Raw genomic sequence first — 26,294 nt, 5'->3', positions numbered from 1 at the left:
AAGGCATGCCGGCGCGGCCCGACACGGCGCGCAGGCATACCAACGGTCTTGCCAACCTTGACGGCGCCCGCACCACGGCCGCCGCTGGCTGCCGAGCATGTTGATGCGGGAACTTCCGGGGGACGGAAGCAGGCTACTCCCCGATGGGATGCGGCATGTTACACCATCCCCGCCAAAGAAAAAAGCCGGCGCAGGCAATGCAGCCCCGCGCCGGCAAAGGAGACCCGCCCGGTCGTCAAGCCGCGCCGGTCTCCAGCCGATAAAGGTTTGCGTATTTCAGACCGAAATACAGGATGAAGCCGTAGCACAGCGCCGGCACGATGAACGACACCTGCAGGCCGGCCGTGTCGGCCAGGTAGCCCTGCGCGAACGGCACCACGGCCCCGCCGACAATGGCCATGCACAGGATGCCGGAGCCCTGGCCCGTGTGCCGCCCCAATCCATGCAGCGCCATGCTGAAGATCGTGGGGAACATGATGGAATTGAACAGGCCGACGGCCAGGATCGCCCACATCGCCACGCCCCCGCTGGTGAACATCGCGCACAGCACGAGGGCGATGGCCAGCACCGCGTTGAACGCGAGCGCCTTGCCGGGGCTGACCGTGCGCATCACGGCGAAGCCGATGAAGCGGCCGACCAGCGCACCGCCCCAGTACAGGCTGACATAGTGGGCGGCCGTGGCGGGCGCCAGGCCCGCGATGCCCGGCTCGCCCAGGAAATTCACGAGGAAGCTGCCGATGCTGACCTCGCCGCCCACGTACAGGAAGATGGCGACGGCGCCCAGCACCAGGTGGCGGTGCGCGAGCGCCGAGCCTTTGACGCCGTCGAGCGCGGCGGCCGGGTCGTCACCGTCCACGATCTTCGGCAGGCGCGCCAGCGCGAACAGCACGGCGAGGATCGCCAGCGCCGCCGCCAGCGCCAGGTAGGGGCCCTGCACGGCAGCCGCCTCGCGGGCACGCGCGGCCACCTGGTCGGCGCCGACGGCCGCCGCGCCGGACAGGATCAGCATGCCGCCCAGTGCCGGGCCCACGGTGGTGCCGAGCGAATTGAACGCCTGGGTCAGCGTGAGGCGGCTCGACGCGGTGGCGGCCGGCCCCAGCACGGTGACGTACGGGTTCGCCGCCACCTGCAGGATCGTGATGCCGCTCGCCAGCACGAAAAAGGCGAACAGGAACAGGCCGTAGCCGCTGGTGGCGGCCGGATAGAACAGCGCGCAGCCGCAGGCGGCGATGGCAAGGCCGATGACGGCACCGGCCTGGTAGCCGACGCGGCGGATCAAGGCGCCGGCCGGCAGCGACACGATGAAGTAGGCGCCGAAGAAGCAGAACTGCACGAGCATCGCCTGCACGTAGCTGAGCGTATAGATGGCCTTCAGGTGCGGGATCAGCACGTCGTTCAGCGACGTGAGCAGGCCCCACATGAAGAACAGGATGGTGACGATCACCAGCGGCGCCGTCGTGCCGCCGGTGGCGGGCGTCGCGGCCAGCGGCCGGTTGGTGGCGGTATGTTCCATGGTCTCTCTCCTCAGGCGGCAGCGGCCGCGTGTTCGTCCAGCAACGCAGCGACGCCGCGCAGCGCAGGGTACGGTTCCGTGACGACCCAGGTCGGGATCTTCGCCAGGTAGCCACGCAGGCGTCCCTTGTCCTCGAAGCGGCGGCGGAAGCCGGAGGCATTGAACAGTGGCCCCAGCCGCGGTACGATGCCGCCGCCGATGTACATGCCGCCCGTGGCGCCCAGCGTCAGCGCCACGTTGCCGGCGACGCTGCCGAGGATCGCGCAGAACGCGTCGACGGTGGCGCGGCAGGCGGCGCAGCTGCCGTCCAGCGCCCTGGCCGTGATGTCGGCCGCGCCCAGGCGTTCGCCGCCAGGCTGGCCGATGAGTGGGCCAATGAGCGCACGGTGGATCGCTTCCAGGCCCATGCCGGACAGCAGGCGCTCGGCCGACACGTGGCCTTCCTCCTGTCCCAATTCGTCCCACAGCGCCTCGAGGATGCGGATCTCCTGGCGGCTGACGGGCGCGAAGCTGGCATGGCCGCCCTCGCCCGGCAGCGCCATCCAGCGGCCGTTGCAGCGGACGATGCCGGACACGCCCAGGCCCGTGCCGGGACCCACCAGGCCGATGGGCCGGCCCGGCACGGAGGCATGGTCGCCGTCGCCGACCCGCATGCGTCCCTCGTCGCCCAAGTGCGGCAGCGCCATGGCCAGCGCCGCGAAGTCGTTCACGACGAGCAGCGTCTCCAGGCCGCGCTCGCGCCGCAGCGCCTCGATCGAGAAGCGCCAGTGGTGGTTCGTCATCGCGACCGCATCGCCCTCGACGGGGTTGGCGATCGCCAGCGCCGCCGCGCGCACGCCGGCCGTGTCCACGCCACGGGCGGCCGCGCGGGCCAGGTAGCCGTCCATGGCGGCGCCGATCGTCGCGTGCTCGCAGCAAGGCAGCACCTCGAGGTCGGCGAAACCGCCGCCCGGGGCCTGCAGCGCGAAACGGGCGTTCGTTCCGCCGATGTCAGCGAGCAGGCGCAGCGTCATTGCAGCTCTCCGCACGCGACGTCCACGGCGGGTGCCGCCTGTGGCGACGGCGGCTGCGCATCCTTGCCGCTGCCCAGCACGTCGATATTGCCGAAGGCGGCGGCGAACGGGCCGCTGCTGGTCACGCTGAACGGCGTCGTCACCGCGTCCAGCTTCGTGCCCCTGGCCGTGAAGCAGGCCAGCGGAATCCGGACCGACTGGCGGCCCTTGCCGGCCAGGCGCGCGAACAGTGTCGTCGCGTCTAGCGGCGTGCCGCAGGCGGCGGCGCCGTCGCAGGCCATGGCGATCGTGACCTTGCCGGCCGGAGCCGACTGCACCATCGTGTCGAAGCGCAGGGCCCCGCCGTTCGCCAGCGCCGCCGGCAGGGCCAGGGGGCGGGTGCCGCGGGCTTCGTAAGTGGCCGGGCCCGTCCAGGTGACGAGGCGCGCATCCTGCTGCGTATTGATCTGGGCGACGGCCGCCGAGATGCCCGGCAGCGTCGTCGTGGCGTTCAGGTCCTGGCCCAGCGGCTGCACCTTGGCGGCGCTTCTCAAGTGCAGCGGGAAGCTGGCGCGGTCGGCCGGTCCGAACAGGGGCCAGCTATTGGAGGCGATGCAGCCGCCGGCCGGGTAGCGCTCATCGAGCAGGCCCAGCGTCGAGCGCTCGCCGCGGCGCAGGCCGTAGCCGTAGGCGAACAGGGGCGCGTAGTCCTTGTCGCCCACGTTCAGCGGCGTCTGGCACACGCCCTTCGGCCACGAGAACGACAGCTTGCCCTGGAAGTCGTAGGGCTTGCCGCTCGCCGGCGCAACCAGCAGGTCGGCCACGCCCTTGCCCTCCGTGCCGGGCAGCCAGGCGGCGACGAAGGTGTCCGACAGGTTCAGCAGGTCGTTGACCCACAGCGGACGGCCGGACAGGAATACCGTGACGACGGGCTTGCCCTTGCCGTGCACGGCCTTGAGCACGGCCAGGTCTTCCGGATAGCGGCTCGAATGGCGCAGCGTCCCGGACGGCACGATGTCACCGTCCCCTTCCGCATACGGCGCCTCGCCGATCACGGCGATCACGGCGTCGAAACGGGCCGGATCCACACCCTTCGCATCCGCGCTGTACGTGACTTGCGCGCCGGCCGCCTTCAGGCCGGCGAGGATCGTGTCCGCATGCGGGAAATCGGCGTTCGTGTTGGCCGTGCCCTGCCACGTCAGCGCCCAGCCGCCCGTCTGGTTGGCCATGCTGTCGGCGGCCTTGCCGACGACGAGGATGCGCGTGGCCCGCGCCAGCGGCAGCGCCGGTCCCTCGTTCTTCAGCAGCACCAGCGACTCGCGCACGGCGCGGCGCGCCAGTTCGCGTGCCTGCAGCGCATCGTCCTTGCCCGCGTACGCGCTCTGCGAGGGCTTGTGGTCGAACACGCCGGCGCGCAGCTTGACGCGGACGATCCGGCTGACGGCATCGTCCAGGCGCGCCATCGGGATGCGGCCTTCCTCGACATCCTTCATCGTGTTGGCGATGAAGGCCTTCCAGTCGTTCGGCACCATCACCATGTCGATGCCGGCGTTGATCGCCTGCGCGCAGCGGTCGTTGCTGCAGCCCGCGACTTCTCCGATCCCGTTCCAGTCGCTGACGACGAAGCCGTCGAAGCCCATCTCGTCCTTCAGGATGCCCGTCAGGGCGCGCCGGCTGCCGTGCAGCTTGCCGTGCTTTTCTCCCGTCGCCACGTCGTCCCAGCTGTTGAACGAGGCCATGACGGTCTGCGCGCCCGCCTGCAGGCCCGTCACGTAGCCGGGCGCGTGGATCGCGAGCATGTCGCGCTCGCTCGCCTTCGTCACGCCCGTATTGATGCCGTGCTCCGTGCCGCCGTCGCCGATGTAGTGCTTGATGCTGGCGATGACGTTGCCGTCGTCCTTGAACGTGCCCTGCATGCCCTTCACGTACACGCCCGACATCTCGCCGACCAGCTTCGGATCTTCCGAGAAGCTCTCGTAGGTACGTCCCCAGCGGTCGTCGCGCACCACGGCCACCGTGGGGCCGAACGCCCACAGGATGCCCGTCGCGCGCACCGCCTTGCCCGTCGCGGCGCCGATCGCGCCGACCAGCGCCGAGTCGCGCGCGGCGCCCAGGCCGATATTGTGCGGGAACATGGTGGCGCCGTAGACGTTGTTGTGGCCGTGCACGGCGTCCGTGCCCCAGATCATGGGCACCTTGACGGCCATGTCGGTGCGCATCGACGCGTCGTAGTAGGCGTCGGCCATCCCGAGCCAGTCGGCCGCACGCGCATGCTTGTCGTTGCCGGGCCAGCTGCCGCCGCCGTTCAGCACGGAGCCGAGGTAGTACTTGCGGACGTCGTCCGGCGTGACGGCCTTGATCTCGGCCTGCGTGATCTGGCCGACCTTTTGCGCCAGCGTCATCTTCGCCACGATGGCGGCGACGCGCGCCTCGATGGCCGGATCCTTCGCGATCGCGCTCTTCGCCTGCGGCCAGGCGGCCCGCTGTTCCGCGGCGTTCGCGGCGCTCGCGGACGCTGCCAGAGTCGGCGCGAGCGGCAGCGTCAATGCGACGGCCAGTGCCAGGGCGTACGGAACCAGGTGCGCCGCGGCGCTGTGCTTGTTCATGCCTTGTCTCCCATTCTTGGTATTGTGGGCCGATTGGAAACGATTCCAATCGGCCTTGCCAATATTGAATGGAAACGGCCGCGCTGTCAATCGCCGCCGTGCAGGAAAGCGCCGTACCACTTGCCGCTGTCCTTCAGGCGCCGCTCCTGCGTCGCATAGTCCACGTGCACCAGGCCGAAGCGCCGCAGGTAGCCTTCCGCCCATTCGAAGTTGTCCAGCAGGCTCCAGGCGAAATAGCCGCGCACGTCGACGCCGTCGCGCTGCGCGGCGTGCAATGCGGCCAGGTGGCGCTGCAGGTAGCGCGTCCTTGCCGTGTCGCGGATCGCGCCGTCGGCGTCGACCGTGTCGTCGTAGCAGGAACCGTTCTCCGTCACGTAGAGGGGACCGGGGCGGTAGTCGCGCTGCACGCGTGCCAGCAGCTCGGCCAGGCCGGCCGGCTCCACGGGCCAGCCCATCGCCGTGATCTCGCGCCCCTCGCCGGCCTGCGGCTCCAGCACGCGGGCGCGCAGCGGGCCGTGCGCCGGGTCGTCGACGATGGTCTCCGGGAAGTAGTAGTTCACGCCGAGGAAGTCGGTGGCCACGGCGATCGCCTCCATGTCGCCGTCCTCCACGCGCGGTGCACTGGCGCCGACCAGGTCCAGCGTCTGCGCCGGATAGCCGCGACCATGCAGCGGGTCGAGGAACCAGCGGTAGCGCAGGCCGTCGTGGCGCTCCATGGCGGCGACGTCGCGCGGGTCGGCCGTGGCGGCGCGCAGCGGATGGAGGCTGAGCGAAATGCCGACCTTCGCATCGGACACGTTGGCGCGGATCAGCGGCACTGCCAGGCCATGCGACAGCAGCACGTGGTGGCAGACCTGCAGCGCCGTCCGCAAGTCCGTATTGCCCGGCGCATGCCAGCCCTCGTAGTTGCCGATGATGGCCGTGCACCAGGGCTCGTTGTGGGTGATCCAGTGCTTGACGCGGTCGCCCAGGCGGCGCGTCATGGCGTCGGCCAGGTCGAGGAAGGCGTGCACGGTGGCCCGTTCGTTCCAGCCGCCCCGCTCCTGCAGGTATTGCGGGAGGTCCCAGTGGTACAGCGTGGCCCACGGCTGCAGTCCCCGCTCCAGCATGCCGTCGACGAGGCGCTCGTAGAAATCCAGCCCCTTCGCATTCGGCGCGCCGCCCGCCTCCCCGAAGATGCGCGGCCAGGCGATCGAGAAGCGGTAGGCGTTCAGGCCCAGGTCACGGGCGATGTCGAGGTCCTGCGGCCAGCGGTGGTAATGGTCGCAGGCGACGGCGCCGCTGGAGCCGTCGCGGATGCGGCCGGGCGTGGCGGCGAAGCGGTCCCAGATCGATTCGACGCGGCCGTCCGCGTCGGCGGCGCCTTCGATCTGGTACGAGGACGTCGCGCAGCCCCACAGGAAGTCCTGCGGAAAGTCGCCGCGCCGTGGCAGGCCGGGGTCGCTGGATGGTGTGCTCATGGTCTCCGTTCTTGTCATCATGTGATTGGAAAGCTTTCCAGCCTTCGGTCAAAAAAAAGCGCGCGGTCGGCACGCCGGGTCGCGGGCAGGCCTCCTCACGCGGCCTTGCGCCTGCCTCCGGCGGCCGTGGCGAGCGAGGCACGCAGCGTCACGCTGACGGGGAAGTCGCGCGTGACGGTGCGGCGCACGTCGTAGCACAGGTTCAGCAAGGCGTTCACGCCGTTCTGCGTCATCTCGCGCCACGGCATGTGCACGGAGGTCAGGCGCGGCGCGGAAAAGGCGGCGCTGGGCGTGTCGTCGTAGCCGATCACGGACAGGTCGTGCGGCACGCGGATACCCGCCTCCTGGAAATAGGACAGCGCGCCGACGGCCATCTCGTCGTTCGCGCAGAACAGCGCCGTGCAGCCGTAGTCCGAATCGAGCAGCTGCTTGGCCGCGGCCCAGCCGCCGGCCGGCGAGAAGTCGCTCTCCATGCGCCACACCCTGGCCGGATCGATGCCCTGCTCGGCCAGCTCGCTCATGAAGCCGTCGACGCGCGCGACGTTGTCGGCGAGGCGGCGCGGGCCCTCGATGACGGCGATCTTGCGGTGCTTGTGGTCCAGCAGCGCGCGCGCGGCAAGCCGCCCGCCGAGCGCGTGGTCGACCGTGAAGCACTGGTCCGGAATCGAGGAAAAGCTGTGGTTCAGCGCGACCAGCTGGCCCGCCTTCAGGCCCAGCGCCGCGATGTCTTCCTCCAGCAGCGCGCTGGTCATGACGACCAGGCCGTCGCAACCCCGTTCGATGAGGAACTCGACGCCCTCGACGGCCTGGCGGCGCTCGTCGCCCAGGCCCACGCCGAAGGCCAGCACCATGTGCACGCCGGCCGCGCGCAGCTCCGTGTCGATGATCTGCAGGATCGGCGTGTAGAAGGTGCCGGACAGGACGGGAATGTAGACGCCGACCATGCGGCTGGAGCCGGACAGCAGCGCCCGTGCCGCGTGCGAGGGCCGGAATCCCAGCTCGTCGATTGCCTTCTTCACGCGCGCCAGCGTGGCGGGCGATACCGAGCCCTTGCCGCTGACCACGCGCGACGCCGTTCCCAGGCCGACGCCCGCCAGTTTCGCTACATCCTTGATAGTTGCCACAAACTGATCCTCATGAAGACAGGCGTTGCCGCCAACCCGAAGGATACCGCAGGACCGCCCTCTCCCGCACCTTCCTTTGCGCGAACTTGCATGACGGCCCTACAGGCGCACGCCCGTCCCGGGGTCGAACAGCGATACCCGCGCCGGGTCGATGAGGACGCCCACCGCCTCCCCCGGCGCCCAGCAGCGAGGCGCATGCACGAGCGCCGGCAAGCTGGCGCCGCCCACCTTCACCCACACGACCTGGTGGCTGCCCATCGGCTCGACCAGCGCCACCTCGCCGCGCAGGCTGCCGGCGGTGCCCGGCTCCACGACGTCCACGTGCTCCGCGCGTACGCCCAGCACGGCAGGCCGGGCACCCAGGGCGCCCGTCATGCAGCCGGGATCGGGACGCAGCGCGATGCCGTCGGCGGCGAACGTGCCGTCGGCCGCCAGGTGGCCATCGACGAAGGTCATCGCCGGGGCCCCCAGGAAACCGGCCACGAAGCGGTTCGCAGGCCGCTCGTACACGTCGACCGGCGCGCCGACCTGCTGGATCTCGCCGCCGCGCATGACGACGATGCGGCTGGCCAGCGTCATCGCTTCCACCTGGTCGTGGGTCACGTAGATCATCGTCGAGCCCAGGTTCCGGTGCAGCAGCTTCAGTTCGCGGCGCAGCTCGGCGCGCAGCTTGGCGTCGAGGTTCGACAGGGGCTCGTCGAACAGCAGCACGCGCGCCTGGCGCACAAGCGCCCTGCCGATCGCCACGCGCTGGCGCTGGCCGCCCGACAGCTGCGCGGGCTTGCGCGAGAGCAGCGCATCCAGCTGCAGCATCTCGGCGGCCTCGCGCACGCGCATTTTGATCTCGGGCTTCGGCGTACCGGCGATCTTCAGGCCGAACGACATATTGTCCTCGACCGTCATCGTGGGATACAGCGCATACGACTGGAACACCATGCCGATGCCGCGCTCGCTGGGATCGGCGTCCGTCATGTCGCGGCCGCCGATCTCCACCAGCCCGCCGCTCGTGTCGACGAGGCCCGCGATGCTGTGCAACAGCGTGGACTTGCCGCAGCCGGAAGGACCCAGCAGCACGAGGAATTCGCCCGGCTCCACGTGCAGGTCGAGGTCGCGGATGATGTCCTTGCCGCCCAGCGTGATGGAGAGCTTGCGCAGTGTGACGTTCGACATGCCTGACTATCCCTTCACGGCGCCGGCCGCGATGCCGCGCACGAACCAGCGCCCGGACACGAAGTACAGCGCCAGGGGCACGAGCGCGGTCAGGATCGTGGCCGCCATGTTGACGTTGTACAGGCGCGTTCCGGTGGTGGTGTTGATCACGTTGTTCAGCTGGACCGTCATCGGCAGGTTGTCCCTTCCCGCGAACACGAGGCCCAGGATGTAGTCGTTCCACACGCCCGTCACCTGCATGATGGCGGCGACGACGACGATCGGCAGCGACATCGGCAGCATCACCTGGACGAAGATGCGCCAGAACCCGCCGCCGTCGATGCGCGCGGCCTGGAACAGCTCGTGCGGCACGTTGCAGTAGTAATTCCGGAAGAGCAGCGTCATGACGGGCAGCCCGAACACCGTGTGCACCAGCACGATGGCGGGCAGCGAGCCGAAGATGCCGGCCAGCGCCAGCACCCGCACCAGCGGATAGATCATCACCTGCACGGGCACGAAGGCGCCGGCCAGCAGGATGCCGAACAGGAGATTGGCCCCGCGCGGGCGCCAGAACGACAGCGCGTAGCCGTTGATCGCCCCCAGCAGGATCGGCAGGATCGTGCTGGGGATCGCGATGGCGACGGAATTGCGGAACCCCGTGCGGATGCCCTCGCAGGCCGCGCCCGTGCACACGCCGCTCCAGGCCTGGCGCCACGGCTCCAGCGTGAACGCGTGCGGCAGCGCGAAGATGCCGCCCTGGCGGATCTCTTCCATCGGCTTGACCGAGGTGACGAGCATGACGTACAGGGGCACAAGGAAGAACGCCGCCGCGCACAGCAGGAAAGCGTAGACACCGATCCGGGCCGGCGTGAGGCGGCGCCGGCGCGCGCGCGTCCGCGGCCGGGCGGCGCCCTGGGTGGAAGCCCCCTGCAGCGGCAGCGGGCGGGCGATCGATTGACGGCTCATCGGGTATCCTTCTTCGGTGTCCATCGACGGGTGGTCTTCATGCAGCCGCCCTGCGGCTGCGGGCATACGCGTAGGGCGCGAACAGTGCCAGCACGGGCACCAGCAGCACGATGGCGCCGGCCGACGCCAGCCCCACGTTCGAGCGCAGGAACAGGTGATCCATGATGAACTTGGCCGGCACTTCGCTGGCGATGCCGGGGCCGCCCTGGGTCATGGCGACGACGGCGTCGTACAGTTTCGCCACCGACGTCGCCAGCAGGAGCAAGATGGTGGCGAAGCTGGGCCACAGCATCGGCACGACGATCTGCAGGTACACGCGCCAGGCCGGGATGCCGTCCAGGCGCGCCGCTTTCCAGATTTCCGGGTCGATGCCGCGCAGGCCGGCCAGCACGAGGGCCATGACGAGGCCGGACGCCTGCCACACCGTCGCCAGCACGACGGCCACGATCGCCCTGTGCTGCGACACGATCCAGTCGAGGCGGAAGCCCGGGAAGCCCAGCGCGCGGATGGCGCCGTCGATGCCGTCGCCCGGCGTGAGCAGCCATTGCCACACCAGGCCGGTGGCGACGAAGGACATCGCATACGGATACAGGAAGATGGTGCGCAAGGCGCCTTCGCCGCGCACGTCCTGGTCGATGAACACGGCCAGCAGGAAGCCGATGACGACGCAGGCGACGACGAACAGCACGCCGTACACGGCCAGGTTGTGCAGCGACAGCATCCAGCGTTCGTTGTCGAACAGGCGCTGGTACTGGGCCAGGCCGATGAAGCTGCCGCTGGGGAAGGTGCGCGACCCCGTCATGGAGATCCACAGCGTCCAGCAGGCCGCGCCCACGTAGCCGACCAGCGCCACGAGGGCCATCGGCAGCAGCGCCGCGCGCGGCGCCAGCCAGGACAGGAACTTGGAGGATGCGGGACGCTGCATGTCAGTAGCGCAGCGCCGAGGCGATGCTGTTCTGGGCCCGCTCGACGGGCATCGGGGTATTCCAGTAGGCGGTCAGCACGTCCTGCAACGCGCCGTTCTGGTCCGGGGTCAGGTACACCTCGGCCACGCCGACGGGGCGCGCGCGGTCGCGCAGGATCGCCATGCCCTTGCGCGCGCAGTCGTCGAAGGCGGACGGGTCGGCGTCCGTGCGCACAGGGATCGACCCCTTGAGGCGGTTGAACGCCACCTGCACGGCGGGCCGCTCGACGACGTCGGCGATCAGCTTCTGGGCGCGCAGCGCGTCCGCCTTGCCCGTCTTGGGAAACACGAACACGTCGCCCTGGATCAGGTAGGGGCTGTCCGGGCCGAGTCCGGGCAGGCAGCCGAACTCGCGGCCCGGGCGCTGGCCGGCCGCCGTGAATTCGCCCTTGGCCCAGTCGCCCATGATCTGCATGCCGGCCCGCCCCGCGATCACGAGCGCCGTGGCATCGTTCCAGTTGCGTCCCGGCGAGGCCGGATCCACGTAGGCCTGCAGGCGCTTGTAGGCAACGAGCACGCGCCGGAATGCCGGCGAGCGGATCGCCGCCTGGTCGCGGTCGCGCATCACGCGCAGGTAGAGGTCGCGCCCGCCCAGGTTGGACAGCATCAGCGAGAACAGGATCGTTTCCTGCCAGGCCTGGCCGCCGTGCGCCAGCGGCACCAGGCCGGCGGCCTTGAGCTTGTCCAGCGCGGCGAACAGCTCGTCGACGTCCTGCGGCTCGCGCGCGATGCCGGCGCGGGCGAAGGCCGCCTTCGAGTACCAGATCCACGTCTGCATGTGGATGTTCATGGGGACGGCGTAGTAGTGCCCGCGGTACTTGATGGCGTCCACGATCGGCTGCGGCAGCACGCGGTCCCAGTCGTCGCGGCGCGCCACGTCGTCGACGGGATTGAGCATGTCTTCCTCGATGATGTCGAGGAACTGCTTGGAGGTGTTGAACTGGGCCGCCGTGGGGGGATTGCCGCCGATGATGCGGTTGATGGTGACGGCGCGCGACTGGTCGCCGCCCGCGATCGCCGAATTGACCCAGGCGCCGCCCGCGCTGCGGTAGGCGGCGGCCACCTCCTTGACGGCCGCCGATTCGCCGCCCGACGTCCACCAGTGGATGACTTCGGCCTGCGCCGGCATCGGGGCGGCGGCGTGCGCCCACGGCGCGGCGCACAGCCACGCGCCGGCCAGCCAGGCCTTGCGGAATCGGACCATCGTTGTCTCCATGCGGCCGCCATCGATGGCGGTCCTTCGGCTGTCATTTGCGGGGCGTCGTTGGAAACGCTCCCATGACTTTTGCCGGACTATAGCACCGGGCCGAAATTAGTGTCAAATAGAAAATATCCGGTGAATTTTCCTACAAAAATGGCTGAGCAGGTGGGATTCCGGGCAATCGTGCGGGCCGGCAACGCCATATAACAACACTAAGGCTGCAGGCGGTAGCCGACCGCCGTCTCCGTCAGCAGGTAACGCGGCTGGGCTGGATCGTCTTCCAGCTTCTGGCGCAGATGGCCCATGTAGATGCGCACGTAGTGCCCGTTCTCGCGGTTGGCCGGCCCCCACACCTCGCGCAGCAGCTGGGGAGCCGTGACGACCTCGCCCAGGTGGGCGACGAGCACGGACAACAGCCGGTATTCAGTGGGCGTCAGGCGCACCGGCTCCCCGGCGCGCGTCACCTGGCGTTTCTGCAGGTCGACGACGACGTTGCCGAAGGCGACCGTCGACGCCGGCTCGCCCGCCGCCTTGTGCTGGCGCCGCAGCGCCGCGCGCACGCGGGCCAGCAGCTCGCCCGTGCCGAAGGGCTTGGTGAGATAGTCGTCCGCACCCGCGTCGAGCGCCGTGATCTTGTCCGCTTCGTCCACGCGCGCCGACAGCACGATGATCGGCACGGGACTCCAGGCGCGCACGGTGCGGATCAGGTCCACGCCGTCGCCATCTGGCAGGCCGAGGTCGAGGACGATCAGGTCGGGGGTGCGGGTACCGGCGTCGATGACGCCGCGTTTCAGATTCTCGGACTGGTGCACGGTCCAGCCCTCGCCTTCCAGCGCCATGCGCACGAAGCGGCGGATCTGCGGTTCGTCCTCGACGAGGAGCGCAACGGGAGCGACATCACGGTTCATGCCGGGATGGTAAGCGATCGGGCGTAAAAGCGGCGTAAAAAATGTCTCTGGACACGGCAAAGGAAGCGCGCCCGCCACCTTGCGCGGCGGGCGGAGTACCGCGCCGGATCAGCCGAACAGCTTGGCGGCCGTCTTTGCCACCAGCTCGCCCTGGTGGCGGGCGCCGTCCAGGTCGAGGGCGCTCGGCTGGCGCTGGCCCTGGCCGCCGGCGATGGTAGTGGCGCCGTAGGGTGCGCCGCCGGCGACTTCGTCCAGCGTCATCTGGCCCGCGTAGCTGTACGGCAGGCCGACGACGACCATCCCGAAGTGCAGCAAATTCGTGATGATCGAGAACAGCGTCGCTTCCTGGCCGCCGTGCTGCGTGGCCGTCGACGTGAAGGCGGCGCCGACCTTGCCGTTCAGGGCGCCGCGCGCCCACAGGCCGCCCGTCTGGTCGAGGAAGGCCGCCATCTGCGACGGCATGCGGCCGTAGCGGGTCGGCGCGCCGATCACGATGGCGTCGTAATCCGCCAGCTCGTCCACGGTGGCGATGGGCGCCTGCTGGTCGAGCTTGAAGTGGCCGTTCTTCGCGATGTCTTCCGGCACCGTCTCCGGCACGCGCTTGACGGCGACGGTGGCGCCGGCACCGCGCGCGCCCTCGGCGACGGCATTCGCCATCTGCTCGACGTGACCATAGGTGGAGTAATACAGAACCAGTACCTTCGCCATGCTGTTCCCCTTTCAGTGAGTCGTTCGACAAGAAAAAGTCATGCTAAACCAATCCGCCGTCCAGCGGCATCCGCCTTCCGGCGGGTTCGTCTGCTACCCTGTCAGGATCAACAGCTGGGCGGCCCGTACCCGATCGGCCAGAATCCCCGCACCAACCACGACAGGAGACACGCATGAACGACACCGTCCGCTGGGGCATCCTCGGCACCGGCCGCATCGCCCGCGATTTCGCCAACGGCTTGCGCGCGACGCCGGGCGCCGTCCTCGCCGCCGTGGCCTCGCGCAGCCAGGACGGTGCCGACGCCTTCGGCAGCGAGTTCGATATCCCCCTGCGCCTGCCCAGCTACGAGGCGCTGGCGGATTGCGCGGACGTCGACCTCGTGTACATCGCGACCCCGCATTCGCTGCACGCGGAAAATGCGCTGGCCATGCTGGACGGGGGCAAGGGCGCGCTGTGCGAGAAGCCGTTCGCCCTCAATCGCGCCCAGTCGGAGCGGGTCGTGGCGCGCGCCCGCGAACGCAAGCTGTTCCTGATGGAGGCGATGTGGTCGCGCTTCCTGCCAGGCCTACTGGAAGCGCGCCGCATCGTCGCTTCCGGCGAGCTCGGAACCGTCACCCAGGCCCATGCCGACTTCGGCTTCGCGGCCGCCTACGATCCGGAGGCGCGCCTGTTCAATCCGCAGCTGGGCGGCGGCGCCCTGCTCGACGTCGGCATCTATCCGCTGTCCCTGGCCGCCTTCCTGCTCGGGCCCGTGGCGGCCGTGCAGGCGCAGTCGGAGCTCGGCCCGACCGGCGTCGACCTGCAGACCGTCTTCACACTGCACCATGCGGACGGCGCCCTGTCCACGGGCGCCTGCTCGCTGAAGGCGCGCACGCCCGGCCTCATGACGCTGTCCGGCGACCGTGGCCGGCTGCGCCTGGACGCCCCCTTCCACCGTCCGCCCACGCTGACCCTGACGGATGCCGACGGCAACAGCCGCACCATCGACACGCCCTACCTCGGCAACGGCTACGTGCACGAGGCGATCGAGGCACAACGCTGCTGGCTGGCCGGGGACATCGAGAGTCCGCTGATGCCGCATGCGCAGACGCTGGCGCTGATGGGCGTGCTGGACGAGATCCGCCGCCAGGTGGGCGTGCGCTATCCGGGAGACTGAGGCCGGACACACACGGTGCACGCCGGGCGCGTTGACACGGCCACCGTCCCGGGGCATACTCGCACGAAGTGTTAGCGCTATCAGAAATGCTCGCAGAAGCGGTGCGCAACATACATATCAGGAGACTCGCATGCTCGAACACCGGATCCGCGGCGGCGCCGCGCCCACCCGCGCGCCCGCCCCTTCCGCCGACACGGCGGCCGGACGGGACGCGACCGCACCGCTGCGCTGGCGCGAAAAGCTCGCCTACGGCGTGGCCGACATGGGCTTCAATTTCTACTGGACCAATGTCGCCACCTTCCTGCTGATCTTCTATACGGATACCTTCGGCATCTCGGCCGCCGCGGCCGCCGCGATGATGTCGACCGTGAAGATCGTGAATGCCTTCACCGATCCCATGATCGGCGCCGCCGCCGACCGCACGGCGACCCGCTTCGGCAAGTTCCGCCCCTGGCTCGTGTGGATGAGCATCCCGCTGGCCGGCGCCGCCGTCCTCACGTACACGACGCCGGACCTCGAGGGCGACGCCAAGCTGGCCTGGGCCTACGGCACCTACCTGCTCATGATGGTGTGCTACACCTGCGTCAACATCCCCTACAACGCGCTGTCGGGCGTGATGTCGGCCGACCCGCAGGAGCGCTCCACGATCAACGGCCTGCGCTTCATCTTCGCCTTCGCCGGCAGCACCCTCGTCACGGCCGCCACGCCTTCGCTGGTGCGCCTGCTGGGCGGCGGCAACGACGCGCGCGGCTGGCAGCTGGCGATGCTGGCCTGGGGCCTGGCCGCCACCGTGCTGTTCCTGCTGACGTTCGGCGGCACCCGCGAACGCGTGGCGCCGCCGCCGGGCCAGCGCTCGAACGTGCTGCGCGACGTGCGCGACCTGGCCGTCAACCGTCCGTGGATCGTGCTGTTCGTGCTGTCCCTCGTCATCATGGTGACGATCACGCTGCGCACGGCCAGCGCCGCCTACTATTTCAAGTACGTCGTCGGCCGTCCCGAGCTGATGGCGGCATTCGTGCCGACCTACATGATCGCCGCCGCGATCGGCGCCGCCTGCACGCCGCTGCTCACGCGCTTCGCCGACAAGAAAACGCTGATGATCGCCCTGATGTCGCTGACGGCCCTGCTGTCGGCGGCGTTCTACGTCATCCCCGCCGACCAGGTGCAGCTGATGTTCGCGCTGCAGGCGCTGCTGGGGCTCGTGCTGGGACCGAAGTCGCCGCTGGCCTTCGCCATGCTGGCCGACACGGCCGACTACAACGAATGGCGCACGGGCCGGCGCGCCACCGCGATGACCTTCGCCGCCGCCACGTTCGCCCAGAAGCTGGGCACGGCGATGGCGGTGGCCACCATCGGCTCCGTCTTCACGGCCCTCGGCTACGTGCCGAACGCCGTGCAGAGCGGCGGCTCGCAGGCGGGCATCGTCTGGCTGATGTCCCTGATCCCGGCCGGCTTCGCCCTCATCGCCGTGCTCGTGATGTGCCTGTACAACCTCGACGCCCCCGGCATCGCGCGCATGCAGGCCGAACTGGCCGCGCGCAAGGACCCATCCGCATGACCGCCATCATCACCAACACCGATACGAACGAAGGAAACCCGATGCTCCGACCGACCGACGACGGCACCCGCTACGAACTCGCCAGCCCGACCGCGATGCCCCAGGCCGGCGGCTTCCTGTGGAACCGCCGCATGATGATCCAGCTGACCTGCCGCGGCTATGCGACCGCGCAGTTCATGCAGCCCGAACCGGCGAAGTACGCGCATGCGCCGAACCTCGAGGCGAAGAGCTTCATGCAGCCGGAGCAGGCCTATTATGCGCACCACCCGGGCCGCTTCTTCTACGTCAAGGACGAGGACACGGACGAGATCTTCTCGGCGCCGCACGAGCCGGTGCGCGCGCAGCCCGACCGCTTCGCGTTTTCCGTGGGCCAGGCCGACATCGCCTGGACGGTCGAGAAGCTGGGCATCCGCATCGCGCTGCGCCTGGCGCTGCCGACCGACGACGTGGCCGAGCTGTGGACGCTCGCCGTCGACAACCTGTCGGACCGCTCGCGCCGCATCAGCGTCTATCCCTATTTCACCGTCGGCTACATGTCGTGGATGAACCAGTCGGCCGAGTACCGGGCCGACCTCGGCGGCATCGTCGCGTCCAGCGTCACCCCGTACCAGAAGCTGCAGGACTACTTCAAGAACAAGGACCTGAAGGACAAGACCTACCTGCTGTGCGAGACCGCGCCGGACGCCTGGGAAGCCTGCCAGGCGCAGTTCGAGGGCGAAGGCGGCCTGCACGCGCCGGACGCCGTGCGCGCCCCGCTGCTGGCCGGCGGCGACGCCCGCTACGAAACGCCGGTGGCGGCCGTGCAGTACCGGCTGCAGCTGGCGCCGGCGCAGTCGGCGACGCGCCGCTTCCTGTTCGGCCCGGCGAAGGACGACGCCGAGATCGCCGCCATGCGCGCACGCTACCTGAGCGAGGAAGGCTTCGCTGGCGCCGCGCGCGACTACGCGGCCTACGTGGCGCAGGGCGCCGGCTGCATCCGCGTCGAGACGCCCGATCCGGAATTCGACAACTTCGTCAACCACTGGCTGGCGCGCCAAGTGTTCTACCACGGCGACGTCAACCGCCTCAGCACCGACCCGCAGACCCGCAACTACCTGCAGGACAATATGGGCATGGCCTTCGTCAAGCCCGCCGTGGCGCGCGCCGCCTTCCTGCACGCGCTGTCCCAGCAGGAAGCCAGCGGCGCCATGCCGGACGGGATCCTGCTGTTCGAAGGCGCGGAACTCAAGTACATCAACCAGATCCCGCACACCGACCACTGCGTGTGGCTGCCCGTGTGCCTGCGCGCCTACCTCGACGAGACGGGCGACATGGCGATCCTGGACGCGCCCGTCGCCACGCATGACGGCACGACGCTGAGCGCATTCGAGCGCATCTCGCGCGCGATGGACTGGCTGCTGCACAAGCGCGACGAGCGCGGCCTGTCCTACATCGAGCAGGGCGACTGGTGCGACCCGATGAACATGGTCGGCTGGAAGGGCCGCGGCGTCTCCGGCTGGCTGACGGTAGCCGCCGCCTACGCGCTGAACCTGTGGGCCGACGTCTGCGCGGCGCGCGGCGACGCCGCCGGCGCCGCCCATTTCCGCGCCGGCGCCGCCGACATGAACGCCTCCGCCAACCGCCACCTGTGGGACGGCGACTGGTACGCGCGCGGCATCACGGACGACGACGTCAAGTTCGGCGTGGCCGCCGACAAGGAAGGCCGCATCTACCTGAACCCGCAGAGCTGGGCCTTCCTGGCCGGCACCGCCGACGATGCGCAGCGCGCGCGCATGCTGGCCCAGGTGGACGCCCAGCTGGACACACCCTACGGCGTGCTGATGTTCGCCCCGCCCTACAGCGCCATGCGCGAGGACGTCGGGCGCGTCACGCAGAAGCACCCGGGATCGGCGGAAAACGGCGCCGTCTACAACCACGCCTCGGTGTTCTACATCTACAGCCTGTACACGATCGGCGAGACGGACCGCGCCTGGAACGCGCTGCGCAAGATGATCCCCGGCCCCGACGAAGCCGACTACCTGCAGCGCGGCCAGCTGCCCGTCTTCATCCCCAACTACTACCGCGGCGCCTGGAAGGAATACCCGCGCACGGCGGGCCGCTCGAGCCAGCTGTTCAACACGGGCACCGTGTCGTGGGTGTACCGGTCGATCATCGAAGGCCTGTGCGGGCTGAAGGGCGATGCCGACGGCTTGACCGTGAATCCGCAGCTGCCGGCGGGATGGCCGGGGATGCGGATCGTGCGCGCGTTTCGCGGGGCGACGTTCGATGTCAACGTCAAACGCGGGGCGGTCGACGGCGTCACGGTACATGTCGACGGTGTACGGCGCGACCAGGTTCGCATCGACGGTATAGAGCCCGGTCGCACCTATTTGCTGGAGGTCGTGGTTCCCTGATTGCAGCCGCCGACGGTCAAGGAATCACCGCACGCTGAAGTGTCCAACCGTCGCGACCAAGACTGCACCGCAGGTTGTCTTGTGGCCATCGTAGGCAACGGCGATATCGTCGATGGTGTGGTGCGGATCGCCTTCGGCGATCGTGCACCCTTCGTGCCCCTTAATGGGACAGCTGCACGCATCGCCGACGCGAGCAACTGCGATTCCATCGACCGTAAAATCGGTGGCGCCAACGCTGACGACCTTGCCGCCGTGCGAAGTCGGATCGCCGAGACGGATGACGTTGGGCATTGCTTATCCCCTTTGCGAGGGCGGCGCCGTTTCGCCCGTATCGTCGGCGGTACGTCCGGCTTTGTCCTGATCGGCGGAATACTCCTGACTTTGTGTCGGCTCGACGGCCGGGGCAACTGCGTCGCCATATTCGACCAGCCTCCACATTGTCGCAGCGCGATAAGTAGCCCTTTCTCCCTTGAGGTATTGCCATAGCGTCGGCTTCGCTACCGAGGTGACATGCGGCATTCGTTCTCCGGATTTGAAATGCTGGCGACCGCCGTCCGCGGCGTTGGCTTCGCTGGACTGCCACCAGCCCGTCTGGGGACAAACACGTCCGGTCGCGGCAAGCTCGCCCAGTGGAAGTCGAGGAATATCTGCCGAAGTGTTCTTTGCCGCCACTACAGTTGGCCGTGCGCGGATCGTCCCGGTGATCTTGTCCCAGACTGCGATGGCCTCTTCGTCACTCAAGCTGGTTCTAGTGCCACCTGCGACGTTGCCGTCGACTCCGGTTTGCATGCGGATATCGGCGTAGGGTTTAAGCGGATCCGTTGGCGTCCCTTTGAATGCCAACGCGAAATCGTGAATACTATGGGAATCGGGGAGCTCAGGCGTACGCGACAACGCCTCGAACCCGTCGAGCCAACCATTAAGCTGCCTTGCGCCTCGACGTAAGTACCGAGTCTTCAGGCGCGGACCGTTACGGTCGTCCATCCGTAGGTTTTTTTCGAGTTCATTAAGCTGCCATTCCAACGAGTTACCGTCGGAATAATGCGGATTTGACGGCCCCGTAAAGATGGACAAGTGAGTATCTGGAAACTCCTTTAAGCGAAACCCGATCCGAATCAGCTCAGCCGGAGCTCGCTTACCCGCGTTCGCCTCGTCGGGCAGAAAAGCGTATTCTAGACAATTACCAGGTTCGGATGGAACTTCGTAATCAGATCTGTGACGTAAACGCCGGGCGATGCTGTTTATCAGCGCCACCGTTTCCTCCGCCTCGTCCCGCAACGGTCTTGCCTTGAGCACTACCCCGTCGTCTCCAAGTCTGAAGTACGCTCTGATTTTTAGATCATTGATTGACTCGAAACCTTCATAGCCAGTAATAATCTTTCCTTCCGATTCCGGCAAACTACCAGTCGATAAAAGCAGAGGCGCATCGTCATGGTATATCGCTCTCTCGTTCCGCAGTTCCTGCTCAAACTCTTTGGCCATCTCCTTTACCTGGCCCCAGCCACCGGGGTAGATTGTGACTTCAAATGGAAGAACTGCGTCGGCCCAGACTACTATTGCTGTTTCAGGCACATCGACTACAAACCTCCCGAAGCAAACAGCTTTCGTCTTTGAGAAGATTTTATGCACACGTGGAGTTAGCTGCGTCATGTCGGACATTCTCCCTTCCATCGATCTTGATTTGCAAGACGATAAAGCTAGCGTTGACACGAGAAGAGTCGTGAAGATAATTCTGTAGAAACTTTCTTCGCACATCGCTAATTCCCTCAACTTTTCCATGAAGCTTGCTGAGCAATCCGTATTATGCTGTATAAGGTCGAAGCGATAGCATGAGGATCTGCATAACTGGATTGATGTTCGTACCCCGTCTGCCGGAATACTGCTTTTAACTTACCAGATCGAAGTTGATAGTCTGCAGATTTTGCAGGCACGGTCTGGTCGCCAGCTGCCGAGGCAGCAGTGATGGAAGCATATACTGGTGAAGGCATTTCTTCACCGTATGGTTGGAGCGCCTTGTTATACCGAAGAGGATTCCAACGGACCAACTCCACCCTCCCCTGCCTGGAGTCACTAATAATTGGCCAGTCCCGCCACTCCTCGGGATCGGCACAGCCACTGTCAATTTCCCAAACGACTTCGCTGAAACTTTTTCTTTTATGATCGGCGCCGTAATGCGCATAACTAGCGGGATGAAAGGTATCCGCGATCAAATTATGGAAGTGCTGTGCCAAGTCGAGATAGTTGCAGGTCCGTTTGAATGTCCCGCCACCTTGCTCCGGAGGCAAACCAGCGGGGTTTATCCATTCTTCTCGAAATAGGGAATACCACTTACCGGCTATTTTATATATTTCCTTGTAAGGGTCGCCTTGCTTCGGCCAAGCATCGAGATCGCGACCTTGGTACCTGATTCGAAGCCAGCCATTGCCGTAACGTTCGGTAGGTAACAATTGAAGTCCGCCAGGCGCATTTGCCAGCACTGCCGTGACCTCATCACCATAATTGCCCGCAACTTTCGCCGCAATACTTTCGGTTCCACCGAGCACCAACCCATTGTCCTCGAAGCCTGCACGCATGCGCTTATATCCCGCAGGAGCCCCGAGGGCCGGCATGACTCCGTGGACGATGCCAGCAATCTTGTTTTGCAAGTTCCCAAATTTCGGATGCACTAGCGCTCGTCCAACCAGCCCGCCCATCGAGTGTGTAACTACGACGACCTGATTACATTCATAGCCGAGCCCACTAAGGTCAGCTATTACGCAATTGATTCGAGCAGCGATTACCTTTGCGCTATCGCCATTCGATTGCAACCAGTTATAACCAAATGCGTATACGGGGAACCAACAGCCGGTCGCGACCTTCTTTAGTTCCTCCTCAGTCAACGCTTTCTGCGGCAAACTTGGATCGGATTGCCAGACGCTGGGTACAACACCGACAACGTCGCGCCAATCTTGACGCAGCTTCCCGTCAGCGAAAGTATTGTTGAGGCGAGACTCCATTTGTTGCAAAAGGCCGCCGTAACTTTTGAACAGTACCTCACCCCATCCGCGCTCTCGCGCCTTTTGGACAGCAGTCCTTGCTTTTTCCTCCGTAGCAGGGTCATCAGTCAAAGTGGGCGAACTGAAGCTCTTTCGAAACTCCACATTACTATGCCTTTCGTCGCCGCTGACCTCAGTACGACCGCCAGGCTGATAAATGTCGACCGTCGTTTGCAGCGGATCGAGGGCAAGTTGCCGTGCCTGCGGAGATTGTGCAGCTGCACCGCTGACATTCGAAAGGCCAAGGACGTCCGGGCGCCACGCAATATTGTCCTTCTTCCCAAGATGCCGCTGCCTTTGCTCACTCATACGTAAGTTGGAGCCCATAATCCCGGGCAGAAAAATGACTGGCAAAACGCGTTTAGGAAGCATCCTTGCGCACTGCGGCTTCTGGTCCTCCTTAGGCGTCACAAAGCCTTTTGCCTTACGGGCTGCGTCTTGATTCTGCTGCGCGGGCAGGGGCTGTTCTGCGCGGGCCATCGTCTCCTCCTGGGGAAGTCAATCGTCGAGTGCTTCAATTACATAGCTGCCAAACGGGATGCCGCTGACAAAACGCTCGGTCATGCCCGAAGAGTCGGTGCGCCCCTCGAACGTTCGGCCGTCCTCCGTCGTAATCCGGTAGCGCTGGTCCTTCATCGGCTCATCCGTCCCTACCCAGCGCAGGACCGTTTGCTGGTCGTGCGTGATAGCGCTCGTTGCGAGCTTCACGGCTGGGGATGCGCCATTTCCCGGCCCGACGTGGGCGAACTGGGAAGATTTAATCGTATGCGTGCCGCTGCTTTGCTGGGTGATGGTTCCACCACCAATGTCCACTTGCGCCCCCTGCGCGATCAAGCACACCTTGGGAGCCTGCAGCACGATTTCATCCGCTGCAGTCAGCACGATGCGCTTGGCCGACGTCAGTTCGATGTCATCGGCGTGGGTCTGCAGATCGATTTTCCCACTGGCCGCAATCAGCTTAATGCCAAGCCGGTGGGCGAACAAACCGATGCTTTCGGTAGCGCGTGCAAACAGCTTCCGCCCCGCCGATAGCTGCGTGTTACCGATGCTGACCATATCGACATGGGTTTGCGCGCCGATGGCGAGATTGTCCTGGCTGGCCACGGCGATACCGGCCGGCGCGGACAGCGCCACTACGGGTTTCCCGCCGCCACTGCTGCGCTTGTCCGTATTGCTGCCAGCCTCCCACTGCTTCAAGTAGCCGATCAATTGCGCAAGCTCCTTGTCGGAAGCGGCCTCGGCGTAGTGCGTGGTCGCCAACGCCGAAAGCTGTTGTTGCACGCCTTGCAGCGCTTCAGCCAGGCCGATCAGCTCCGCGCGGTCAAGCAATCCGCCACTCGCTTTGTTGCTCCCGGATGCACTGATCAGAACTCCTTGCGCGCCACGTACCGCCACGGCATGGTCGCTGCGCAGTTCCGCACCTTCCCCGCGCGCATCTGACTTCCCGTCGACGCGCGGGTGCGTCAGCCAGCCCAAGTTCAGCTCGGTATGGCCATGCTGCGAAGACAACTGGGCGTTGATTTGTCCAGACGTATCGTCCAAGCGCAGTTGGTTGTAGCGCAGGCCCTGCACCTCCTTGCTCTTGATGCCGGCAAGATGCCTGTTCCCCGGTAGCGCTCCCGTAGCGCTGAACGACGGCGGCGTTGCCGTACCGTTATAGACCTGGCCAACGATAATCGGCTTGTCGGGATCCCCGGCGAGGAAATCGACGATGACTTCGTCACCGACGCGTGGCAAGGTGATTGCACCCCATTGGCTGCTGGCCCAGCAGCTCGCGACACGGACCCAAGCCGAGTCGCGATCGCTGTCGCTGGCACCGGCACCTTGCGCGTGCACGTGGTCCTCGGTGCGCGTCCCGGGAAACCGCAACTTGACTCGGCCAAGTTCGTCGCAGTGCACCTCTTCGCCATCTGGACCGACCACGAATGCGCTCTGCAGGCGTGGATGCGGCAAATCGAGACGCGGGTCGAACGCAGGAACGATCGGAATGCCCCGCCGTACGCAGGAAAACCGGTTCGTATAGCGCACGCCCCGCTCCTCGCTGGCGTGACGTAGCTCCGCTTCCGGCGTCGGCACATTCCAGCGATTCAAGCGGAATAGCCGCCGAACGCGGTCATCCACGGTCTTCGGCAAGTTGTTCTCAGCATCGACTTGCAAGCCCGTAATGACAAACTCCCTTTCGTCGTCACGATGGGTATCGATGTCGTAATGCCCGGCCAGCCGTATCCACTGGCCCACGCAAAGATCCCGGACGCTCCCCTCGCCGTGAAAGACCTTAGACTCGTATTCATGACGCTTCATGCGCAGCTCGCCGAGCTGGCGGTAGTCGTCACCGTCTTCGGCGGCGTGCGGAACGTCAATGAGGTAGTCCTCGAGGCTCGCCGCGAACTGGCTGCCTGCCGCGCCCTGCTCCACATGCGCCGAGACGGAGGTAGACAGCGCTCGCCCCCGCAGGTAGTCGCCGCTCTGCCGGCTGACCCGCCCCGGCACCAGCGTGCGGACCGGGTTCCATGCCACAATGGTATCCGCCTGCTCCGTACCGTCGTCACGGTGATAGCGTACGGTACCTGCCGCATTTTGCACGAGGGAGAAGGCGTCGTCGAACAGCACCAGCCGATGCGACGGCAGATCATCGCCTTCGGAATTGCTGGCTGGGCCCGGTTCGATGAACCATGCGATGCCCCGGCGCTTCCATAAGCGGCGCAGGAATGCCGCATCGGATTCATTGTGCTGCATCGTGAATTCCCGGCTAGGGTAGGTGCCCGATATGCGCGACCAATCCACGTCGAACGATTTGGCCATTAAAGGATTGTTCTTGCGCCACTCGCTGACGAGCGCTTCGGTGATGTCCAGTTCGCTTCGATTCCGGAACACACGGGTATTGGTCCGATGCTCCATCAAGGCCAGCCCGTCGCGCACGACCAGCTCGTAGGTGGCGAGCCCGCCATCGCTCTGGCCGGCAGCGGCTTGCGCCACGATGCCGCATACCGAGCGGAGGCCGCCGCGATCCGTGACGAACTGGAGTTCGACAGCGAGGGCGATGAAGCCCTTCAAGGGCAGATCGGCGCGGGTCGACACGCATAAAAGCCGGTACTCGAGCCCGCCGCACAGGGATTCGCTGCCGCTAACGTGCTTGACGAGCAGCGCGTCGTCGAACCTCGCGCCGCCTTGCGCGAGTCGCAGGCGGATCGGACGGTTCAGCTCGGAGAGTCCTGCAAATGCAGTTGCCAGCGCTTGGAAATCCATTGTTTCTTCCTGTTTGGATAACACGCAAACACTCGCGTCGGAAGAATCAATGGTATGGGCGCTAGAACCTACGTTATTTGATCCAAGTAAATTTCCTGTCGATCTGCAGCATCATCCGTCAGGTACTCTCCCGCTCCCGCAAGGTAAACCCGAGATCCACCCGCGTCGCGTGCGGCTCTCGCCCGGCCAGCAGGTCCACCAGCAGGGTCGCGGCCTCGTAGCCGATGCGGTAGCGCGGCGTGTCGATCGTCGTCAGCGACGGTACCATCCAGGCGGAAGCCGGCAAGTCGTTGAAGCCGGCGATGGCGACGTCGCCAGGGACCTTGACGCCATGGCGCTGGCAGTAATAGATGGCGCCGTGGGCCAGGTCGTCGTTGCAGCAGAAGACGGCGTCGACGGCGGGCAGCGTCTGCAGGGCGCGCTGCATCAGTTCGGCCCCCAGCGCGATCGTCGACGGGTCCGCCACCATGATCTCCAGCGCCGGATCGAACAGGCCGGCGGCACGCATGGCCTGGCGGTAGCCGTCGGCGCGGCGCAGCGTGCGCTCGTCGAGCTGGGCGCCGATGAAGGCGATGCGGCGGTAGCCGCGTGCGATCAGGTGGCGCGTCATCGCGCTGCCGGCGTCGAGCTGGGAAAAACCGACCGTCAGGCGCGCGGTGTCGTCGGCCAGGTCCATCATCGACACCGTCGGGATCCGCGAGCCTTCCAGCATGCGCGTCACTTCCGGGCTGTGTGCGAGGCTGGACAGCAGGATGCCATCCGGGTTCGACTGCAGGTAGGTGCGCAGCAGCTTTTCCTCTTCCGCGTCCGAATAATGCGTGTTGCCGATCAGGAGCTGGTACTGGCCCTCGGCGATCGCATCCTGGATGCCGTCCAGCACGGCCGTGAACACCACGTTGGACAGCGACGGCACCAGCGCCACGATCACGCGCGACTGGCTCGACGCCAGCGCGCGCGCGGCGCGGTTCGGCACGTAGCCCAGCTCGGCCACGGCCTGCTCGACCCTGGCCCGGGTCGCATCGGACACCAGCCGCGGCTGGCTCAGCGCGCGCGACGCCGTCATGATCGATACGCCCGCCAGGCCGGCCACCTCTTCCAGCGTGGCCCGTCCCGACCCCCTCGCCTTTCCCGCTCCGTTTCTGCTCATTATTGTTGTCGTCTCATGCTGGCCGTCTCCCGGCAGGTTCCCGATTGCGCCATGGATTGGAAACTTTGTCAATATTCGGCACCCGACGTGCGCCCTGAAGAGCTCGTGTCCGACACTTCCTACGGGCCCCAGTCTCCTTCTCCGATTGCCCGTGTCCGCCATCGGCA

The 26,294-nt window shown here is 66.6% G+C and carries 19 protein-coding genes; 3 read left to right on the top strand and 16 right to left on the bottom strand.

Annotation, left to right across the window (positions count from 1 at the left end):
• Window positions 1-235: 235 nt before the first annotated feature.
• From ACI1V7_RS07230 to wrbA, 11 genes are all read right to left on the bottom strand, one after another.
• The gene (locus ACI1V7_RS07230; RefSeq protein ID WP_404531071.1) at window positions 236-1,513 is read right to left on the bottom strand and encodes a sugar MFS transporter; all 1,278 of its coding nucleotides are present in this window, start codon (window positions 1,511-1,513) and stop codon (window positions 236-238) included.
• A gap of 11 nt (window positions 1,514-1,524) precedes the next feature.
• The gene (locus ACI1V7_RS07225) at window positions 1,525-2,526 is read right to left on the bottom strand and encodes a glucokinase (RefSeq protein WP_404531070.1); all 1,002 of its coding nucleotides are present in this window, start codon (window positions 2,524-2,526) and stop codon (window positions 1,525-1,527) included.
• Entirely contained in the window at window positions 2,523-5,111 is a 2,589-nt protein-coding gene (locus ACI1V7_RS07220; RefSeq protein WP_404531069.1) for a glycoside hydrolase family 3 protein, read from the bottom strand. Before ACI1V7_RS07220 ends, ACI1V7_RS07225 begins: the two co-directional genes overlap by 4 nt.
• 86 nt (window positions 5,112-5,197) lie before the next feature.
• On the bottom strand, window positions 5,198-6,571 hold the full coding sequence (locus ACI1V7_RS07215) for a GH1 family beta-glucosidase (protein WP_404531068.1): 1,374 nt from the start codon (window positions 6,569-6,571) through the stop codon (window positions 5,198-5,200).
• Window positions 6,572-6,666: 95 nt separating this feature from the next.
• Window positions 6,667-7,695 (bottom strand): LacI family DNA-binding transcriptional regulator, encoded by a 1,029-nt coding sequence (locus ACI1V7_RS07210; protein ID WP_404531067.1) that lies wholly within the window; start codon window positions 7,693-7,695, stop codon window positions 6,667-6,669.
• A 99-nt stretch (window positions 7,696-7,794) separates the two neighbouring features.
• The gene (locus tag ACI1V7_RS07205; protein ID WP_404531066.1) at window positions 7,795-8,865 is read right to left on the bottom strand and encodes an ABC transporter ATP-binding protein; all 1,071 of its coding nucleotides are present in this window, start codon (window positions 8,863-8,865) and stop codon (window positions 7,795-7,797) included.
• A 6-nt stretch (window positions 8,866-8,871) separates the two neighbouring features.
• Window positions 8,872-9,810: a carbohydrate ABC transporter permease gene (locus ACI1V7_RS07200; protein WP_404531065.1), complete on the bottom strand. Its 939-nt coding sequence runs from the start codon at window positions 9,808-9,810 to the stop codon at window positions 8,872-8,874.
• A gap of 37 nt (window positions 9,811-9,847) precedes the next feature.
• Window positions 9,848-10,735 carry a carbohydrate ABC transporter permease gene (locus ACI1V7_RS07195; RefSeq protein ID WP_404531064.1) on the bottom strand — a complete coding sequence of 296 codons (888 nt, stop codon included), beginning with the start codon at window positions 10,733-10,735 and terminating at the stop codon, window positions 9,848-9,850.
• Window position 10,736: 1 nt separating this feature from the next.
• Window positions 10,737-11,978 carry an ABC transporter substrate-binding protein gene (locus tag ACI1V7_RS07190; protein ID WP_404531063.1) on the bottom strand — a complete coding sequence of 414 codons (1,242 nt, stop codon included), beginning with the start codon at window positions 11,976-11,978 and terminating at the stop codon, window positions 10,737-10,739.
• Window positions 11,979-12,187: 209 nt separating this feature from the next.
• A complete protein-coding gene (kdpE, locus tag ACI1V7_RS07185) occupies window positions 12,188-12,883 on the bottom strand; it encodes a two-component system response regulator KdpE (RefSeq protein ID WP_404531062.1) in 696 nt (231 codons plus the stop codon).
• A 108-nt stretch (window positions 12,884-12,991) separates the two neighbouring features.
• On the bottom strand, window positions 12,992-13,591 hold the full coding sequence (gene wrbA, locus ACI1V7_RS07180) for an NAD(P)H:quinone oxidoreductase (protein WP_404531061.1): 600 nt from the start codon (window positions 13,589-13,591) through the stop codon (window positions 12,992-12,994).
• A gap of 173 nt (window positions 13,592-13,764) precedes the next feature.
• On the opposite strand from wrbA, the gene ACI1V7_RS07175 reads away from it, so the two are divergent.
• The 3 genes from ACI1V7_RS07175 to ACI1V7_RS07165 all read left to right on the top strand — a co-directional run bounded on the left by ACI1V7_RS07175 (window position 13,765) and on the right by ACI1V7_RS07165 (window position 18,699).
• Window positions 13,765-14,748 carry a Gfo/Idh/MocA family protein gene (locus ACI1V7_RS07175; protein ID WP_404531060.1) on the top strand — a complete coding sequence of 328 codons (984 nt, stop codon included), beginning with the start codon at window positions 13,765-13,767 and terminating at the stop codon, window positions 14,746-14,748.
• 130 nt (window positions 14,749-14,878) lie between these two features.
• Window positions 14,879-16,306, top strand: a complete 1,428-nt coding sequence (locus tag ACI1V7_RS07170; RefSeq protein ID WP_404531059.1) for an MFS transporter — start codon at window positions 14,879-14,881, stop codon at window positions 16,304-16,306.
• A complete protein-coding gene (locus tag ACI1V7_RS07165; RefSeq protein ID WP_404531058.1) occupies window positions 16,303-18,699 on the top strand; it encodes a GH36-type glycosyl hydrolase domain-containing protein in 2,397 nt (798 codons plus the stop codon). Before ACI1V7_RS07170 ends, ACI1V7_RS07165 begins: the two co-directional genes overlap by 4 nt.
• A 24-nt stretch (window positions 18,700-18,723) precedes the next feature.
• Here ACI1V7_RS07165 and ACI1V7_RS07160 read toward each other — a convergent pair whose 3' ends face one another.
• The 5 genes from ACI1V7_RS07160 to gntR form a co-directional block, all read right to left on the bottom strand.
• Complete coding sequence (locus tag ACI1V7_RS07160; RefSeq protein ID WP_404531057.1) at window positions 18,724-18,990, bottom strand: PAAR domain-containing protein; 267 nt, start codon at window positions 18,988-18,990, stop codon at window positions 18,724-18,726.
• Between the two features lie 3 nt (window positions 18,991-18,993).
• The gene (locus ACI1V7_RS07155; RefSeq protein ID WP_404531056.1) at window positions 18,994-20,358 is read right to left on the bottom strand and encodes a T6SS immunity protein Tli4 family protein; all 1,365 of its coding nucleotides are present in this window, start codon (window positions 20,356-20,358) and stop codon (window positions 18,994-18,996) included.
• Window positions 20,359-20,465: 107 nt separating this feature from the next.
• Window positions 20,466-22,214, bottom strand: coding sequence for an esterase/lipase family protein (locus ACI1V7_RS07150; RefSeq protein ID WP_404531055.1), 1,749 nt, complete (start codon window positions 22,212-22,214; stop codon window positions 20,466-20,468).
• An 18-nt stretch (window positions 22,215-22,232) separates the two neighbouring features.
• The gene (locus ACI1V7_RS07145) at window positions 22,233-24,980 is read right to left on the bottom strand and encodes a type VI secretion system Vgr family protein (RefSeq protein ID WP_404531054.1); all 2,748 of its coding nucleotides are present in this window, start codon (window positions 24,978-24,980) and stop codon (window positions 22,233-22,235) included.
• Window positions 24,981-25,098: 118 nt separating this feature from the next.
• The gene (gene gntR / locus ACI1V7_RS07140) at window positions 25,099-26,127 is read right to left on the bottom strand and encodes an HTH-type transcriptional regulator GntR (RefSeq protein WP_404531053.1); all 1,029 of its coding nucleotides are present in this window, start codon (window positions 26,125-26,127) and stop codon (window positions 25,099-25,101) included.
• Window positions 26,128-26,294 lie beyond the last annotated feature (167 nt).

This window comes from Massilia paldalensis (assembly GCF_044901715.1).
GTDB lineage: Bacteria > Pseudomonadota > Gammaproteobacteria > Burkholderiales > Burkholderiaceae_D > Telluria > Telluria paldalensis.
The sequence above is the reverse complement of the archived record's forward strand: the minus strand, read 5'-3'. Positions and strand labels throughout refer to the sequence as shown.

Excerpts from the sequence above, each read along its gene's own strand:
- ACI1V7_RS07205 (WP_404531066.1), bottom strand. The coding sequence starts at position 8,865 with ATGTCGAACGTCACACTGCGCAAGCTCTCCATCACGCTGGGCGGCAAG.
- ACI1V7_RS07155 (WP_404531056.1), bottom strand. The coding sequence starts at position 20,358 with ATGTCCGACATGACGCAGCTAACTCCACGTGTGCATAAAATCTTCTCA.
- ACI1V7_RS07170 (WP_404531059.1), top strand. The coding sequence starts at position 14,879 with ATGCTCGAACACCGGATCCGCGGCGGCGCCGCGCCCACCCGCGCGCCC.
- ACI1V7_RS07160 (WP_404531057.1), bottom strand. The coding sequence starts at position 18,990 with ATGCCCAACGTCATCCGTCTCGGCGATCCGACTTCGCACGGCGGCAAG.
- wrbA (WP_404531061.1), bottom strand. The coding sequence starts at position 13,591 with ATGGCGAAGGTACTGGTTCTGTATTACTCCACCTATGGTCACGTCGAG.
- ACI1V7_RS07220 (WP_404531069.1), bottom strand. The coding sequence starts at position 5,111 with ATGAACAAGCACAGCGCCGCGGCGCACCTGGTTCCGTACGCCCTGGCA.
- ACI1V7_RS07230 (WP_404531071.1), bottom strand. The coding sequence starts at position 1,513 with ATGGAACATACCGCCACCAACCGGCCGCTGGCCGCGACGCCCGCCACC.
- ACI1V7_RS07190 (WP_404531063.1), bottom strand. The coding sequence starts at position 11,978 with ATGGTCCGATTCCGCAAGGCCTGGCTGGCCGGCGCGTGGCTGTGCGCC.
- ACI1V7_RS07145 (WP_404531054.1), bottom strand. The coding sequence starts at position 24,980 with ATGGATTTCCAAGCGCTGGCAACTGCATTTGCAGGACTCTCCGAGCTG.
- ACI1V7_RS07200 (WP_404531065.1), bottom strand. The coding sequence starts at position 9,810 with ATGAGCCGTCAATCGATCGCCCGCCCGCTGCCGCTGCAGGGGGCTTCC.
- ACI1V7_RS07215 (WP_404531068.1), bottom strand. The coding sequence starts at position 6,571 with ATGAGCACACCATCCAGCGACCCCGGCCTGCCACGGCGCGGCGACTTT.
- gntR (WP_404531053.1), bottom strand. The coding sequence starts at position 26,127 with ATGAGCAGAAACGGAGCGGGAAAGGCGAGGGGGTCGGGACGGGCCACG.
- ACI1V7_RS07225 (WP_404531070.1), bottom strand. The coding sequence starts at position 2,526 with ATGACGCTGCGCCTGCTCGCTGACATCGGCGGAACGAACGCCCGTTTC.
- ACI1V7_RS07150 (WP_404531055.1), bottom strand. The coding sequence starts at position 22,214 with ATGGCCCGCGCAGAACAGCCCCTGCCCGCGCAGCAGAATCAAGACGCA.
- ACI1V7_RS07195 (WP_404531064.1), bottom strand. The coding sequence starts at position 10,735 with ATGCAGCGTCCCGCATCCTCCAAGTTCCTGTCCTGGCTGGCGCCGCGC.
- kdpE (WP_404531062.1), bottom strand. The coding sequence starts at position 12,883 with ATGAACCGTGATGTCGCTCCCGTTGCGCTCCTCGTCGAGGACGAACCG.
- ACI1V7_RS07175 (WP_404531060.1), top strand. The coding sequence starts at position 13,765 with ATGAACGACACCGTCCGCTGGGGCATCCTCGGCACCGGCCGCATCGCC.
- ACI1V7_RS07165 (WP_404531058.1), top strand. The coding sequence starts at position 16,303 with ATGACCGCCATCATCACCAACACCGATACGAACGAAGGAAACCCGATG.